General features: G+C 43.2%; 12 protein-coding genes. 8 read left to right on the top strand and 4 right to left on the bottom strand.

Annotated elements, in window-relative coordinates; genetic code table 11:
- Window positions 1–180: 180 nt before the first annotated feature.
- Window positions 181–2,124: a GTPase family protein gene (locus V7K30_RS17680; RefSeq protein ID WP_335001397.1), complete on the bottom strand. Its 1,944-nt coding sequence runs from the start codon at window positions 2,122–2,124 to the stop codon at window positions 181–183.
- A 228-nt stretch (window positions 2,125–2,352) separates the two neighbouring features.
- Here V7K30_RS17680 and V7K30_RS17685 point away from each other — a divergent pair, with 228 nt between their 5' ends.
- The 3 genes from V7K30_RS17685 to V7K30_RS17695 all read left to right on the top strand — a co-directional run bounded on the left by V7K30_RS17685 (window position 2,353) and on the right by V7K30_RS17695 (window position 4,154).
- Window positions 2,353–2,757, top strand: a complete 405-nt coding sequence (locus tag V7K30_RS17685) for an AAA family ATPase (protein ID WP_335001399.1) — start codon at window positions 2,353–2,355, stop codon at window positions 2,755–2,757.
- 32 nt (window positions 2,758–2,789) lie between these two features.
- Complete coding sequence (locus V7K30_RS17690; RefSeq protein WP_335001418.1) at window positions 2,790–3,077, top strand: RloB family protein; 288 nt, start codon at window positions 2,790–2,792, stop codon at window positions 3,075–3,077.
- Window positions 3,078–3,341: 264 nt separating this feature from the next.
- Entirely contained in the window at window positions 3,342–4,154 is an 813-nt protein-coding gene (locus V7K30_RS17695) for a PEP-CTERM sorting domain-containing protein (RefSeq protein ID WP_335001401.1), read from the top strand.
- Between the two features lie 140 nt (window positions 4,155–4,294).
- Here V7K30_RS17695 and ebsA read toward each other — a convergent pair whose 3' ends face one another.
- A complete protein-coding gene (gene ebsA / locus V7K30_RS17700) occupies window positions 4,295–4,669 on the bottom strand; it encodes a type IV pilus biogenesis protein EbsA (protein WP_335001403.1) in 375 nt (124 codons plus the stop codon).
- 651 nt (window positions 4,670–5,320) lie between these two features.
- Between ebsA and V7K30_RS17705 the strand changes: the two genes are divergently transcribed.
- Window positions 5,321–6,727 (top strand): glycosyltransferase, encoded by a 1,407-nt coding sequence (locus V7K30_RS17705; RefSeq protein ID WP_335001404.1) that lies wholly within the window; start codon window positions 5,321–5,323, stop codon window positions 6,725–6,727.
- 365 nt (window positions 6,728–7,092) lie between these two features.
- Window positions 7,093–7,452, top strand: a complete 360-nt coding sequence (locus V7K30_RS17710; RefSeq protein ID WP_335001406.1) for a hypothetical protein — start codon at window positions 7,093–7,095, stop codon at window positions 7,450–7,452.
- 287 nt (window positions 7,453–7,739) lie between these two features.
- Here the strand turns inward: V7K30_RS17710 and V7K30_RS17715 are convergent, their stop codons facing one another.
- Window positions 7,740–9,836, bottom strand: a complete 2,097-nt coding sequence (locus tag V7K30_RS17715) for a DNA polymerase III subunit gamma/tau (protein WP_335001408.1) — start codon at window positions 9,834–9,836, stop codon at window positions 7,740–7,742.
- 413 nt (window positions 9,837–10,249) lie between these two features.
- Here V7K30_RS17715 and V7K30_RS17720 point away from each other — a divergent pair, with 413 nt between their 5' ends.
- Window positions 10,250–10,936: a hypothetical protein gene (locus V7K30_RS17720; protein ID WP_442941074.1), complete on the top strand. Its 687-nt coding sequence runs from the start codon at window positions 10,250–10,252 to the stop codon at window positions 10,934–10,936.
- Between the two features lie 198 nt (window positions 10,937–11,134).
- Window positions 11,135–14,992, top strand: a complete 3,858-nt coding sequence (locus V7K30_RS17725; protein WP_335001412.1) for a CHAT domain-containing protein — start codon at window positions 11,135–11,137, stop codon at window positions 14,990–14,992.
- Window positions 14,993–15,151: 159 nt separating this feature from the next.
- On the opposite strand, the gene recR is transcribed toward V7K30_RS17725, so the two are convergent.
- Window positions 15,152–15,709 carry a recombination mediator RecR gene (recR, locus tag V7K30_RS17730; RefSeq protein ID WP_335001414.1) on the bottom strand — a complete coding sequence of 186 codons (558 nt, stop codon included), beginning with the start codon at window positions 15,707–15,709 and terminating at the stop codon, window positions 15,152–15,154.
- 93 nt (window positions 15,710–15,802) lie between these two features.
- Here recR and V7K30_RS17735 point away from each other — a divergent pair.
- A partial coding sequence (locus tag V7K30_RS17735; protein WP_335001416.1) for a hypothetical protein occupies window positions 15,803–16,103 on the top strand: 301 nt, incomplete at its 3' end.

Below are 16,103 nucleotides of genomic sequence, written 5' to 3' on the forward strand. Positions count from 1 at the left end.
ACGACCCGTTACCGCATTTTTTGTTTTTGATTTTTCCAGTATAAATATTTACTATTTCAAAGTAAGTAAATACTAGTAAATATACGGTTGGTACTAATTCAACTTGTGAGAATGGAAGATGCATAGGCATAGCCCATTGTAGACATTGCTTATGGACATTAATTCCTCAATGCAGACAAATTATTTGGCAATCGACAGATAATATTCAAATCGCTCCCGGAGTTGTTCAACCGTTAGATTCTGAGTCCAGTACTCCACTAGGGCGTGACCAAATGCCCAGGCGTTGCGGTCGGGTGAAGCGGAGTTTTCTAGGAGTAGCGGCCAGAGCGATCGCAATTCAAAGTTGAGTCGGTTAAGATTACCTGTATTCAACAGCGAGAAAAGCTCATATCCCATTTGGAGTTTGCCAATCACAATCGGCAACTGTTCCACGGGAATTTGCTCCGCCAGCATATATGCTAGGGCTGGAGATCCGGTTGAGAGGGTAGAAACAAACTGGAGGACGGGACTTTTGAGCAATGCCGTTAGTCCCTGTGTTGTCGTCATCTGGAAGGTATAGTGGTCGATGATTTTGGCTGCGGCGATGGTGCGGGCTTCGAGGTTACGCAAAAAACGGGCGAGACGGAGTTGCTTGGTAGGTGCGATCGCATCTACTAACCCCAACGATAGCGCCTCCACTCCCCAGGCAACTCGACCTGTTTTGCTGTCACCTGTAACCACGGGTATAACTAGATTACAGAAGTTTCCCAGCAATTTGGCGCGATACTCAGTGGCTTCTCTAATGGCAATTTCTTTGGGGCGTTGGCGTAGCCTCTCCGAAGGAGACTCACCCCATTCCCAATTATAAGGCGGTTGCCATTCGCGGATGGGACGCAGACGATCTACCTGGGTGACGATCGCGATCGCAGGTAAATCTGCAACTTCTGCTTTGATGTCTTGCAAAAAGTCCACATCCATTTGCAGGGCTGGATCGAGGGCAGGGGTAGCTAACAGCAGTAAATCTGCATTGATGGCATAATCAAGCACCAAATTTCGGAGATCGGCACGGTTGACTTGTTCATAGCCAGGTGTATCCAAAAGCGATAGGGTTTCTCCAGTTTGAGTCTGCCATTGATAATTCTGAATGCGATCGGTACTGGGTAAAACATCAACGGCTGCGAGATCCGCCTGAAATAGCGTGTTAATCAGGCTACTTTTTCCCGACCCCGTGCGCCCCACCAGCAGAATATTCACAGGTTTTTGCTCAACTGCCTCGGCTGGTTGAGATTGAGTCAGGATTTCTCGGAGTGCTTGGGTTTTTGCCTTGGGTAAAGTTGGTGTGGAAATAGCGGTTGCTGAAACTGGTAATGTGCTACGTCCGTAAAGAGCGATCGCCTGCCGACATAAGTTCCTGAGGACAGCTTCCCGGAATAACTGGCTCAAATTCCCCAATAATTGCTGAGTTGCCTGATTACTAGAACCCTGACTGGCTTGTTTTGCCACCGCCGCCACCGGATTTAAGACCCACTGTGCCCAGTTCCAAGCTTTCCAGAATTTTCGAGCCGATGGTTCTAACTTTCGGTAGACCTCGTATCCTTGGTATGCTTGCCCAACCGTCACCTGATTGAGGACTGGGGATAACTTTTGTATCCACTGATCCACATCATCCACCGTTCCCCGAATCAGCCCGTAAGCTTGGGGGACGTAAATGTTCAGCAGCGGATATTGAATTTGAGGATTGTAGATATGAGCGATCGCTACAACCAAATCCTGGCATCGCGTCCAAAAAGTTGGCCAGTCTTCCCAAATCGGGCGATCGCTCTGTGCTGCTTGTAGTATCTCTTGGAATGCAGTTTCTGCAAGCTTTGTGACATCACTTCCCACTGGTGTCCCGACTGTATCCTCTGCTGTCGATTCCAGTTCTTCGCGGACTTGGGCTAATACAGCTTCCACTTGGTTAACAGCTGGTTGAGTCCATTTTACCAACAGCCAACGCCAACCAACGAATAGAAGGGTGAATACACCCCAAATCCAATTAATGCCCCACACATGAATTTGCGAACCGGCGGCTACCAGTAAGAAAATGATGATGAAAGCGATCGGGATTGCTAAGACGACCCACTGCCACGGTTTTAATCGCACCATTGCTCCATACCTGCCTTGGTTAGACTTCTTATATTTCTATTGTCGATCTAATTATCTTGTGGTGAGTTCTGGATTACTGCGTGTATTAAAGTGTAATAATTTGCTGGTAATAGCTTACACTCACTGCGAGTTAATATGATGTGTTGTGGTAAAAGTGGAGATTTGCTTACCTTTAAGATAAGATTTACGTGAATAAATCACAAAAAACTGCCTTGTGCGCGTTGAATTATGCTTGTAGATTTTACAGTCGAAAACTACCGCTCAATTAAAGAACCTGTAACCCTAAGTGCGGTTGCTCAAAAACAAAGCGATCGTCAGACAAGCCAAAGCAGCAAACGCAAACGGGTGAAGTCAGATCATGAAATTGCACCTGGATATCATGTTGAAGGGTGGGACATTAAGCTTTTACCTGTTCTGGCAATTTTTGGAGCTAACGCATCAGGCAAGAGTAATGTTATCCAAGCTCTCGATTATTTATTGCTTATGATGTCTCATAGCACACAGGAAGCACTGGCATTGCAGAAATTATTTAAATATGCAAAACTAGACCCTTTTAAATTAGATAGTATCTCTATTCACAACGCTACAAAATTTGAGTTAAAAACTATATTTAATAATGGCAAAGTGCAATAAATCGAGCTAAAAGCCAAAAGATTAATCTGGCAATTACAAACCCTTGTTTTGAACTCTGGTATCTAATTCACTTTCAAGACCATTTTGCACAAATCACTCGTGATAGGTTAGTTAATTTGCTTGAAAAGCATATACCAGACTACGACAAATCAATGTGCTTGTATCCAACACCATTGAAATCGTTAACTGAACAAGCGATTCAACGTGCTGAGAAGATGGCAAAGCAAATAGAACGTAATGAATTATCTGAGCATTCAAATCCCTGCTGTAGTGGCTTGGCTAAACTGATTAGTAGTTTATTAAGTTTAAAGAATAGTTAGAGAAATTACTTAAAATTATTTTAGTCAGCTTTATCTAATTATTGCTTGTCATAAAAACTTAAAATGCTCGTAAGCGATGTCTGACGACAAACCGCTTTGCGTCTACGCAAGCAAGAATAAAGATAGGGATTGACAAGATTTTTTGTTGTCGATGAAACTTCCATCAGAAGCTTGGGAATAATAAATCATGCTTGAGAAATATTTGCAATGAATCTCAGCAGATTAGGTGTGTTTATCATCGGCAAATAAAGGAGCAATTTGTTAATGAAAGTGAGTTCATCAGGGATTAAGCTAGGTTGTGCAGTTGTTAGTAGCAGTTGTTTAGCAGCAATGACGCTCGCTTTAAGTGGAGCAAGTGCTTCCGCTGCTCAATTCATCACAATTGAAAGCACTGGCACATTATCAGGAACTATCGAACTTCCCAGGAATAATCCCAATTTCAATAACAGTATTACTCGTATTGATACGGATGACACTGGAACTTATTACCGAAACTTAGGTACTAATAATAATCCTAATTATGTTTCTGTATACCAGTCAGACTATTTACAAGTAGAAACACGCTCTGATGGAAGTCTGCATAATTTTGTTGACTTTAAAGGCATTCCTATTGTCTCGTTCGATGGTGTTCTCACATCACCGGTTCTCTCTGGTGGTCAGTTGACACCCTATAAATATCAGGGACAATTGCCAGGAACCACATTTCAAGGAGTAGTTCAGGATGAATTTAATCTCACAAAAGCCTTCTACACTGGTACTGTCACCGACCCAGACACCGGGAAGCAGTATCAAGGCACTTTTGAAGTGAGTGGATATGGGGAACGATATAGCGAGCGCAATGGTAATTTAACTCCCACAGTCTTTGATTTCCAATCTGATATCCCAGGTTTGCCAAGTGTAACATCCTTGACTTTGACTAACGCTACCTTGGCGAATTTAAGAATCAAAGTACCTATAGATGAAACTTCTATTCCAGAACCCGCTAGCGTTTTAGGAACCTTTCTGGTAGCTGGTTTTGGTATGCTTTTGAAAAGAAAAAAAGACATCTGCTCTAAGAGGGTGTTTGGAAAGTCTTAAAGTAGACTAAAAACCCCTCTTTCGCTCTTGAGAGGCTTTGAAATACCATTCCCGCACTTCGATGCCGTTGCGCGAAGTGCGGGAATGGTGGTTAGGTTTCTAAAGACAAGCCGAACTTCCAAAAGTCCGGCTGAATTTAATTAATCGTCTATACGCAGTAGTTTGCGGTAAAACGGTTGTGAAAAATCGGTCGCACGATGACGTTTATAGTTATCCATAAGTTCAATTAAAAAATTAATAAACTCAAAACTAGCCATCATCAATTCGTAACTCAGATCAGCATTGCCATCAAACTGGATTCGGCAACGGGTTAAGTCTGAGGGTAAAGTAGCAACATTCCAGGAGGCGACAAAGGGGACATGTTCACTGGCTTCTATCTTCCGATGTCCCTCCAAGACCCCTTTTTGATAGAGACTGATGGCATAGGGTAAAAAATTCCGTTTAGCGCCCTGAACATAAGGTAAGTAAACACTGGCTTGTTGTTGAGTGGCAGGCTGGAGTTGGTCAATAGACATTGTTAAATATTCCTCAAGTTAGTTGGCAACTGGGGATATTAGTGGCTTTGAGTAGTATTCCCAAAAAATGTGTCTAAAGCACACGGTAGGGGAAGGAAGCAGGGAGAGGAAGAATTTTAGATTTTAGATTTTAGATTGAAATTTAATCCAAAATTTAAAATCCAAAATCCAAAATTGAATTGCCCAATGCCCTATAAATAAAGTTACTGCTAAGAAATATTAAAATTTCGGTTACAATGATCCTGCATTAACTGTTATCGAAGCTGGGAACGATAACACTAAAAATCCCGACTGTAAAGTGGTGGATGCCGTTATTGCTGTTTCTCCCAATAACAAGCTGCTGCTACCTTGCTATTACTTTGCCCAAACCGGAGTTCTCATTCGAGAAAGTCCGACTCTATAAGCTTCCTGCCCAAGTGGCTATCAAAGGAATCAAGCCTCTGTCTAAGAGTAGCAAACGTGGTTAATGTGAGGTAATTACGCAGAGTGGCGGTGACAACAAAGGTAGTCCCAGCGGCTTTTGGCTTAGGGATAGCGGGTATTGCAGTTTGCCCATTCCGATTAATATCGGGAAAAGTAGCTTAGGGATATTTGTCCGTAAAATTACTAACTGTAGACAAATACTGGTTTTTGAATCAAGCAACCTAACCTATGCCAGCGAATTCCTGGCCCGAAGAAGATTCTTATCAAGAGCTTGATCCGCTCAACTCCTTATTGTCTGACCTATCAGTAGATGAGGAGCCAGTGTCAGAGACAGATCCTGTGTCTCTAACACCCCGGTTTCAAGGTCGTAGACGCAAAGCAGCTCTAGTCTTGACTATCGTCTGGAGTGGCACGATCGCTCTACATTTAGTTTCTTGGGCTTCCATATTTATTCTAGGACTGACCACCATTCTAGGATTTCATGCTTTGGTGGTAGTGTTTACTAAATCCCGTCGCTATCCAAAAGAAATACAGGGAGACTTGCCCTCTGTATCTGTGCTAGTGGCTGCGAAAAATGAGGAAGCGGTAATTGCTAAATTAGTCAAAAATCTTTGTAATCTGGAATATCCAGGTGGGCAGTACGAAGTATGGATAATTGACGATCACAGCAGTGATGGCACGCCAAATTTATTAGCAGAACTAGAACATAAACACAAGCAACTGAAAGTACTAAGGCGTTCAGCAGAAGCTAGTGGCGGCAAATCGGGGGCGTTGAATCAAGTATTGCCACTAACAAAGGGTGACATTATAGCAGTATTTGATGCTGATGCCCAAGTGACACCAGACTTGCTGCAACAGGTAATACCTTTATTTCAAAGAGAAAAGGTGGGGGCGGTGCAGGTGCGAAAAGCGATCGCCAACGCCAAAGAAAACTTTTGGACTAAGGGTCAAATGGCAGAAATGGCACTTGATACCTGGTTTCAGCAACAGCGGACTGCCCTTGGTGGTATTGGTGAACTGCGGGGCAATGGTCAATTTGTCCGGCGTTCAGCCTTGGAAAGCTGCGGTGGCTGGAATGAGGAAACCATTACCGATGATTTGGATTTGACAATCCGTTTACATTTGGATAAATGGGATATTGAGTGTGTTTTCCATCCAGCGGTGCAAGAAGAAGGAGTGACAAGTGCAGTTCCACTTTGGCATCAGCGCAACCGTTGGGCAGAAGGTGGTTATCAACGCTATTTGGACTATTGGGATTTAATTCTCAAAAACCGCATGGGATGGCGCAAAAGCTGGGATTTGCTGATTTTTCTGCTGATTATGTATATCTTGCCGACAGCAGCAGTACCAGATTTATTAATGGCGATCGCTCGTCATCGTCCACCAATGTTAAGTCCGATCACAGGCTTGTCCGTTACTATGTCGATGGTAGGGATGTTTACAGGTCTAAAACGGATACGTCAAGATCAGAAATTCCCACTTTCTACATATTTTCTGATACTGGTGCAAACCATGCGTGGCAGTTTATATATGTTGCACTGGTTAGTCGTCATGAGCAGTACTACTGCCCGCATGTCGGTAAGAGAAAAGCGCCTGAAATGGGTGAAAACTTTGCATACTGGGAATGGGGAATAGCCCCTTTGGGAAATTAAAAATAACAGAGGCAGGAGACAGGAGGAATAATGCCCTCTGCCTCCTGCCTTTTTCACTGTAGACCATAATTATTCACAGTTCGTTTTTTCTCCCGAAAAAGCTAGACTAGGAGAGCAGTGTTGCATTCTACCCTGTGTAAAACTATTCTCTACAACTTTAGGTAGACTTTTAGTGATGGCTTCAACGGTTTTACTTGCTTGAGTTGAATTCTTCTTATTCTTATACTGAGTAAATAAATAGGTTTAAGAGTGCTAAATCGTAAATTATAGTTAGTGCAAAGCCAAAAATATTACAAGTGTAATTTCTCTTTTAAATGCTGACTTTCGTGCCTGAGGCTCCTGATGAAAATGAATGAGGAACAATGGCGGCTACTTAGGAAACAACACTGGTTACTGCTTAAGCAGCAATTTCCCATTGCTCGTAAGTTTTGGGCAAAAGTAGGAAAAATTAGACCTTTTGGCATATTTATAGAAGTCGATGATTTTCCAAAGGATTCCTATAGGTATATAGGTTTAATTCATATTGGGCCTATTTTTTACTACAAAGAGGAATGTAAACCACTACCCCTAGATCATGCTGAGTGGCCTCAAGAAGGCACGTATATTTATTGTATGGTTTATTATTATAGAGAAGAAGACGACAACAATAATGGACAAATTTGCTTACGTTGGTTGGGGGAAACCAGTCAATCTCGACCGGAAGCATAGCGATTATCCCTCACTTTAGAAGCAACTATATAGAACTTTCAAAGAATAAATTACTCAACAAAAATCGGTTATATCGCATATTTTATGCTATAAACAAACAACTAACGAGTTAAACAAAATAAACTTAATTAGTAGTAAAACTAAAAATCTAAGTTGGATATAGCTTTGTAGTATTTTATTGAAACTAAAATCACGAGTAAGATATAATTATTAACATCAGCTTTGATTATTTTTCCGCATCAAATAAGTTTTATTCATTTCCCAGTTTTTAATTAAATATAAGAGCATTATTCATCATCAACTTCTGATTCTTCCGCCCATTCAGGTGTAGTTACCGAATCGGAGAATTCTGTGGAATCCTCTGCAAAACGGATAATTTGTCCGTTGAAAAATTCTGCTAGACGTTGAGCTGCGATCGCTACTTCATCAACTTCCCAATCAGGTGCGGGTGTTCGCTGTGGCGATGGAGGCAAAGTTTGAGTCCCATTTCCATTTACCCCATTTCTATTTGCCCCATTTCCATTTGCCCCATTTCCACTTACCCCATTTCCATTCCTTGCTGCTGGCTCAGTTTTTAGTGGTGCTGGTGCTGGTGTCGGTGCTGGTGGTGGAGTTGCTGGCTGTGGTACTGGCGCTGGAGGCGAAATTTGGTGGTTGTAACTGGGAGTAGATGGTTGCTGAACGCGAGTAGAGTCTTTTGGGGGAGGATTTTTTTTGGCTGAGGTAGAGTTTGAAGAAGTTCCTTTTTCTATATTGATCTGGATTTCACGCTGGAAAGTCTGCTGAAAAGCTGCCGTAATCATAGGTAGATAAGATTTTCCCTTGTCATACCATGCCTGTTTGATAGCAATTCGAGCCACAACACCGTCGAACTCTATAAGTTGGCTCATTTGACGCAGCATTTCTTGCCTTGATTTTGGCTGGAGGTTAGCAAGCACCTGTTGCCAAACCTGAGTTAAGTCATATTCTGCTTCCCCAACAACTTCTGAAGTTACTGGTTCAACATTCGCAGGCGGCACAGCAACAGATACAGGTTCTGGGGTTGGTGGTGAAACTGAGTTAGCAGCAGAATTGTGATTTGTTTGCCGTTCAGCTGGGGGAGATGAAGTGAGGGGCTGATTTTGGGCAGCCGCTAGATGATTGGGAGATGCAGAATTATGATTTGTTTGTGGTTCAGCTAGAGGTACAGAAGAGACTGCATGATTTTGGGCAACTGCTGGAGGATGATAGCTTGGAGATACAGCAGGTATGTTAACTCGCGCCGCGACACTTGGGGCTTGTGGCTGAATATTTGTCGCACTGGGTAATAATCCTAATAATGTTACTTCCAACCACAAACGCGGCTGGGTGGTATTTTTAATTTGCACTTCTGATGTTCGCAGGTGTTGCTGTCCTGCCAAAATCACGCTCATATCGAAGTATTGAGCAAACTCAACCAGCGCTGTCCAGGTTTGCTGAGTACAAGCAACCAAATCGTGGCGGTTGGGTGCAGTTTTGGCAATCAGTAAATCGCGGTAGAAGGCGGCGAGATTTTGCAGGAGAGTTAGGGGTTCTCGACCACGATCTAGAATTTTGTGGGTACTGTCAAGAACTGCTTCCGGTTTATCTTGAGCGATCGCATTTAAAAGCCCCAGCAAGTCCTGTTCGCTCACTGTCCCAACCAAATCCCAAACTCTATCCGGTGTCACTTCACCCGCTAACAAACCCAATTGATCAAGTAGACTTTCGGCATCTCGCAATCCTCCCTGAGCAAGTTGGGCTACTAGGGTTACAGCGTCGGGTGAAATATGAATATTTTCTATAGAGGCGATCGCACTTAAATGCTTAACCATCGCTTCTAACTGAATGCGTCTAAAATCAAACCTTTGACAGCGTGAAATAATTGTTGGTAACACCCGTTGCGGGTCTGTTGTCGCCAATACAAAAACTACGTGTCTCGGTGGTTCTTCTAGTGTCTTCAGTAGCGCATTGAATGCCTGGGTACTGAGCATGTGGCATTCATCGATTACATAAACCTTGTAGCGACACTGCACAGGAGCAAACTGCGCTTTTTCAATCAACTCGCGGATATTATCGACACCAGTGTTGCTAGCGGCGTCAATTTCAATTACATCTAGGGCGTAACCCTTGGTGATCCCCTGACAAACCTCACACACGCCGCAGGGTTGAGCGGTGGGCTTGTCACTTTTGAGACAATTGAGAGATTTAGCCAGAATCCGGGCGCTAGAAGTTTTCCCCGTACCTCTGGGCCCAGTGAATAAATAAGCGGGGGCGATTTTGGATGTGCCGATCGCGTTCGTGAGGGTGGTAGCGATCGCCTCTTGGCCCACCAGTTCAGCAAAACTCTTGGGGCGATATTTGTGGTGCAGGGGTTCGTAAGACATCAAAATATAGACTTCAATGCCTTTCAAAGTTAATTACTAGCACCGAGTCGAGTTTAGGATTCAATTATTTTAAACTCTCGTACCTGCTTTGTTTGTCGATGTTGCCATAGCGCAATACTCAACTAATGCCGTAAATTTTGGCACTCAGGAAACTTGCAACCAGAGCTTATCCTCTAACTATGATTTCAACATCAATGTATCGGAATTATAGCATAGCATTTAGTACGTTTGTTCTATAAAAGGGAGTTGGGAGTTGGGAATTAGGAGTTATAAGAATTCTTCCCCAATCCCCAATCCCCAATCCCTAATCCCCAATCCCCTAGAGGAAAAATACGTTTTATTGACCGAACTAACGCCATAGCCCAGTGCGATCGCTACAATTTTAGGATAAGCAAAACTCGATGGTGCAGCAGATGCTCAAGCGGCTATTTCAATGGCTCAAAAAGCTTTTTCAGAGCTTATTTGGTGGAAAACAGACTGCCTCAAAAGCAAGGGGGAATGTGCAAAAAGAACCAGCACCACCCCTAAGCGATACGGATCTGGAATTTCTGTTCACCGAACTGTTGCAAGGAGTACATCAAGCACGAGGGGAAGCATGGGCACAAAAGTGGCTGCATAATATTGAACATCGGATTACAACTGAAGACTGGGTTGAGTGGTTAGGGCGCTTTGGCGACAGATTGCTCGCATCACCTACACCCAATAATGAAATAGCTGCGCGGTTAGTGCAACTGGGTGAGTTGGGCATCGGAGAAATCGGAGATGTTGCCTATAGTATCGGGATGCAGTTGTTGACACGCAATCAAGGCGAACCAATATGGGAATATGAAGGGCCAGATGCTATCAGCACAACTTTGCCCTCTGAGCCAACCGCCCCAATATCAGAGTCAGCAGACCCGCCAGAGAACCTCCCGGAGGGAGAATACCAAACTGTTACCCTAGAAGAGTTATTTGTGATGTTGCAGGAGGATGAAAACTTACGCCAGCAGATTGCTCAACAGCTTGCCGTTGAGACAGATGACCCACAAGTGCTTGTCCAGGCATTGATTAGTCAATTATATCCTGCCGGTCAATCGACTACAGAGCAAACAGAAAATTAACTGCTTGGCAGAGTCAAAATTCAAGAGTTGAATCTGGGAATTGTAACGTTGTAATGCTATGCTCTTGAAGTTTGGTATATTTTTTGCTAACTTGCGACGGAAGCGCTGTCCGGATCTAATGGATTTTTACGTAATTGATGATTTTTTTAACACAACGATGGCTACAATCTAGAAAAACAAAATCCAAGAGTGTGGCAGATGCTCAGGCGGATATCGCAGTCGCTTAAAAGGTTCTTAAAGCGCCTGATTGAAAGTAAGCAGACTAGTTCTCTCAAGGGTGCGAGAGGACGTAATCTGGTAGAGGTACTACCAGAACTAACCAATGCGGATCTGGAACAATTGTTTATCCAATTGTTAGAAGGCGTGCATCAAGCACGAGGACGACAGTGGGCATTGAGGTATCTGCAACGGGTCGAAAATCGCATTCCGGCTGAACGCTGGATAGATTGGTTGGTGATGTTTGGCGAAAGTTTGCTAGCTTCACCTACACCGAATCCTCTTTTAGCATCACAGATGGTGCAATTGGGGGAACTTGGTGTCGGCAGAATTGGAGACGTTGCCTATGACATTGGCATTCGGCTGATGCAAAACTTACCCACACAGATAGAGGATGAGGAGAATCAGGCGCAAGATGTAATAGAAACTACTCCTGGGCAAGAACTGATCCGCAATTTAGGCGAACAGTTGTGGGAGTACGATCAGCCAAATGTAATAGAAACCACTCCTGGGCAAGAACTGATCCGCAATTTGGGCGAGCAGTTATGGGAGTATGATGAGCCTAATGTCGTAGAAACCACAACTGATGAAGAAATTCTCCCAACTTCGCCTGGGCAAGAGCTAATCCGCAGCTTAGGTGAGCAGTTATGGGAATATGATGTACCAGATGTTGAACCAATAACGCCAGCGCCCGAAAATGCCTCTTCTGAGGAAAGATTGACCGAGAATCTAGAGGAACTGGTATTGGAGTATGAACTAGAAGATGCCCAAACCACAATAAGAGAAAATCTCCCTCTTCCCGCAGCAGAAGATTCAATCACCTCATTAGCCGAACTGAAGTTCGGCGATGAAGAGAAAATTACTTCAACTAAAACACCAACAAATCTCCTTTCCACTAGACAAAGAACTGAATTAACAACATCTGACTCAGAGGAAACCTGGGATAACACTTTGACGAATTTAGAGCCAAATGTGGCTTATACCCTAGATGAGTTGTGGGTGAGGTTGGATCAAAGTACCAATTTAGTCCAGCAACTTGCTTCTAATTTGGCAGTTCAAAGCAGTAATTCCCCTGGTATTATTGAGCGACATAGCGATAATCCGATTACCCAGGCTCAAGCGTGGTTTTACCAAGGTCTAAGCCAAGCGAAAACAGGTGATTTGTTAGGCGCGATCGCATCTTATGACCAAGCCATTGAACTTCAACCAGAATTTTCCGAATATTGGTTTAATCGAGGCTTGACGCTGTTCCATTTAGAACGTTTTGATGAAGCGATCGCATCTTACGAGACAGCCACAGAACTGAAACCCGACTTCTACAAAGCTTGGTACAATCGGGGTGGAACTCTCGGAGAATTAGGATACTTTCAAGAAGCGATCGCTTCTTTTGACAAAGCCATAGAAATTAAACCAGACTACCAAGAAGCTTGGTCTAGCAAGGGTTTGGCGCTGCTGAAGTTAGGGTGGCTACCGGAAGCTATTGTTAGTTATGACCAAGCGCTGCATTTGGAACCAGAAGACCAGGAAAACTGGTATCACAGAGGTATAGCCCTAGCTGTCGGCGAACAATTTGCAGAGGCGATTATATCTTACGACAGAGCGCTAGAAATTAACCCAGAGTACCACGAAGTCTGGATAGACCGGGGTGTAGTGCTATTTAATTTAGGAAAGTGGTCAGAAGCGATCGCCTCCTGGGACAAAGCACTTTCAGTTCAAGCCGACTTCTACTTAGCTTGGTACAACCGTGGTATAGCTTTAGACAACTTAGGACGTCGCATTGAAGCGATCGCCTCCTATCGGCAAGCGATCGCCATTAAACCCGACTTCCACTTAGCTTGGTATAATCAAGCCGTAGCACTGTTTTATTTAGAACAATTTGCCGAAGCGATCGCCTGTTATGACAACGCTTTGCAAATTAAACAAGATTATTGGGAAGCTTGGATTGGTCGAGGAACTGCGATCGGAAATTTAGTGAATTCTGACGCATTGCTGAATTTGTCGAGTAGTATAACAGCGACAAATCCCGCCTTACAACAAGGTGGCTACGAAGGAAAATTAGCCAGCTACGAAGAAGGGTTAAAACATCTGCGGACAGATACCCACCCAGAAGGTTGGGGTAGATTGCATGTTGCGATCGCTAATACTTACTACGAGCAAGGCAAAAAACATACCAATACCCGCGATTATTGGCGCAAAGCCGCATCTGAGTACCATCAGGCGTTGTTAACCCTTACACTAGAATATTTTCCCCAGTTGCACCTAGAGGTTTTGCAATCTTTAGGCAAAGTGCTGATGGGTTTGGGACAAACAACACAAGTTCAAGAATTACAACAACGCGGCACAGATTTATTGCGACAATTACTGAGTGAAGAAACTCGCTCAGACGAAAGTAAAAAACAGCTAGCTCTAAAATTTGCAGGCTTTGCTCAATTGGCAGTTGATTTAGCTGTAGAGTCAGGTGATTTAGTAGAAGCGTGGGAAATTGCCGAACAAGGCAAAAATGCTTGTTTAAACTGGCTGCTTTCTGGCTGGAATAATGATATTTACTCGCCTCATTATGGCGCAATTCAACGACTATTCAATCCCACAACAGCAATTATTTACTGGCATATTAGTCCAGTTGCCCTACATACTTTCATTCTCAAAGACCAAGCGCCATCACCGATCCTCCTCTTTACACCCATGCAAGATCCTGGGGGAATACCTTTAGGAGAAGACGCTATCCGTCTAAATGAATTGCCCCTACCTGAAGCAGTGCAACGCCTAATTGAATTTGAAACTTGGCTAGAAGATTGGCATCAACAATACCAAGAATATCGCAGCACGGCCCAAGACAAAGAAAGTAAAAGCCAGCACTCTTGGCGAGTTGAGATGGAACAAAAGCTGTTACAACTGTATGAAATCCTGAATATTTCCACAATTGCACAGGAACTCGAAGGCATCACCCAACTGGTTTTAATTCCTCACCGTGATTTGTACAAATTGCCCATTCATACACTTTTCCATCTCTCTTCCTCATCGCCGGAAGAGTTGCCGAATGTGGAGTCAAATTTCACCGTCACCTATCTCCCTAGTGCCCAAATCGGTTTATCAATAAAAACTGAAGATATTGGGCAGTGGCAAAATCAGTTATTGCTCAGTGTTGAACATCCTGAGAGTACAGGTTATCCCACACTTAAATTTGCCAAACTGGAGTCTGAAGTTGTTAGCCAGATGTTCAACAATATCCAACGAATTCAGGGATCAGAAGCTACGAAAAATATTGTCGAAAATGCCTTATTTGATAATTACAACATCTTTCATTTTACGGGTCGTGTCACTAATAATTTGGCTGAACCTAAAAAGTCAGAATTAGCATTAGCAGGTGAAGACAAACTTACTCTAGATGAAATCTGCCAGCAAAATCTAGCAAGTTATAACCTTATTACTCTCTCTGCCTGTGAAAATTTAAGTACTAGCAACCACACTATCAGCAGTGAATATGTGAGTTTAGTGAGTGGTTTTGTGAGTCAGGGCGTTCCTCATGTAGTGAGTACTCTCTGGAGTGTAGAATCTTCAGCTAGTGCCTTGGTAATGATAGAGTTTTACCGACGATTACAGCCCAATAAATCAGCAGTTACTGCCTTAGCTGAAGCAACACAATGGCTGAAAGAACTAACTGCTGGAGAACTGACAAAATGGTATGAAGATATCTTGAATAATCTCCATCCTGAAGAATTACGAATTCAAACTTATTTAGCGACACAACTATATAGAAATAGTAAAATGGCATCAGATAAAAATCTTTATAATCATCCTTACTACTGGGCAGCATTCACGATTACAGGTAAGCCAAATTAATCTTTTGAAACTTAGTCAAAATAATTCGTGATTGATAATTCGTAATGGGGGGGTTTGTTATACCAATTACCAACTTTGCCACTGATGCACATCAAAAAAAACCTGCCCTCTGGTTTGATAGCAAAGGCTTAAATCTAAGTTTATAACCTTTAATTAAGCCTAATCTAACTCCCTGCGTCCTTCCAATGCCCTTGCCAGGGTCACTTCGTCGGCGTACTCCAAATCACCACCTACAGGTAAACCAAAGGCAATCCGCGTCACCTTGGTAAATGGTTTCAGTAGCTGACCAATATACAATGTTGTTGTCTCCCCTTCTACACTCGGACTAATTGCCAGAATTACTTCTTGAGGTTTTTGCTGACTCACCCGCCGCTGCAAAGCCAGTATAGTCAACTGTTCTGGCCCAATTCCATCAATTGGCGAAATCACCCCACCCAAAACGTGATATTTACCTTTGTACTCGCGGGTTTTTTCCAGCGCAATCACATCGCGGGGATCTGCTACAACACAGATAGTGCTGTTGTCACGGTTAGCATTGCGGCAGATTTCACAAACAGGTTCGGCAGATAGGTGAAAGCAAACAGAACACAAGCCTATCTGTTTTTTTGCCTCAATTAGGGCTTGTGCCAAAGCTTCTACTTCTGCTTCTGGGCGCTTCAAAATATGCAAAGCCAGTCGTTGGGCAGATTTGGGGCCAACTCCCGGCAGGCGTTGCAATTGCTCAATTAACCGTGCTAAAGGGCGTGCGTAAACCGTTGTCTTATCTCCAGAATGTTTTTACCTTAACTATGATGACATTCTTATAGAATTTTGGATTGGTCATTTGATTTAGCAAAGGTAAAACAGACTACGTACACCTCAAGTATAGTGATTAAAAACATAAATATAAATACGGACTATTTGGCTTTTTATTTTGTTACAAAAAGCCCATACCTTGACAGAGGAAGCGCAGTAGTAAAACTAAGGGAAATTTGGTGGGCTGAACTTCCAATTCTGATACATCTAAACAAAAAGCGCCCCCCTTTCGGGAGAGCGCTTTTCGATTTAGCTAAACTTTACTATTTAACCGTTGATAGCAGGAGCAGTAAGAGCTACAGGAGCAAAATCACCT

Source organism: Nostoc sp. (assembly GCF_036917655.1).
In the GTDB taxonomy this organism is placed as follows: domain Bacteria; phylum Cyanobacteriota; class Cyanobacteriia; order Cyanobacteriales; family Nostocaceae; genus Nostoc.

Excerpts from the sequence above, each read along its gene's own strand:
- V7K30_RS17680 (WP_335001397.1), bottom strand. The coding sequence starts at position 2,124 with ATGGTGCGATTAAAACCGTGGCAGTGGGTCGTCTTAGCAATCCCGATC.
- V7K30_RS17685 (WP_335001399.1), top strand. The coding sequence starts at position 2,353 with ATGCTTGTAGATTTTACAGTCGAAAACTACCGCTCAATTAAAGAACCT.
- V7K30_RS17695 (WP_335001401.1), top strand. The coding sequence starts at position 3,342 with ATGAAAGTGAGTTCATCAGGGATTAAGCTAGGTTGTGCAGTTGTTAGT.
- ebsA (WP_335001403.1), bottom strand. The coding sequence starts at position 4,669 with ATGTCTATTGACCAACTCCAGCCTGCCACTCAACAACAAGCCAGTGTT.
- V7K30_RS17705 (WP_335001404.1), top strand. The coding sequence starts at position 5,321 with ATGCCAGCGAATTCCTGGCCCGAAGAAGATTCTTATCAAGAGCTTGAT.
- V7K30_RS17710 (WP_335001406.1), top strand. The coding sequence starts at position 7,093 with ATGAATGAGGAACAATGGCGGCTACTTAGGAAACAACACTGGTTACTG.
- V7K30_RS17715 (WP_335001408.1), bottom strand. The coding sequence starts at position 9,836 with ATGTCTTACGAACCCCTGCACCACAAATATCGCCCCAAGAGTTTTGCT.
- V7K30_RS17720 (WP_442941074.1), top strand. The coding sequence starts at position 10,250 with ATGCTCAAGCGGCTATTTCAATGGCTCAAAAAGCTTTTTCAGAGCTTA.
- V7K30_RS17725 (WP_335001412.1), top strand. The coding sequence starts at position 11,135 with ATGCTCAGGCGGATATCGCAGTCGCTTAAAAGGTTCTTAAAGCGCCTG.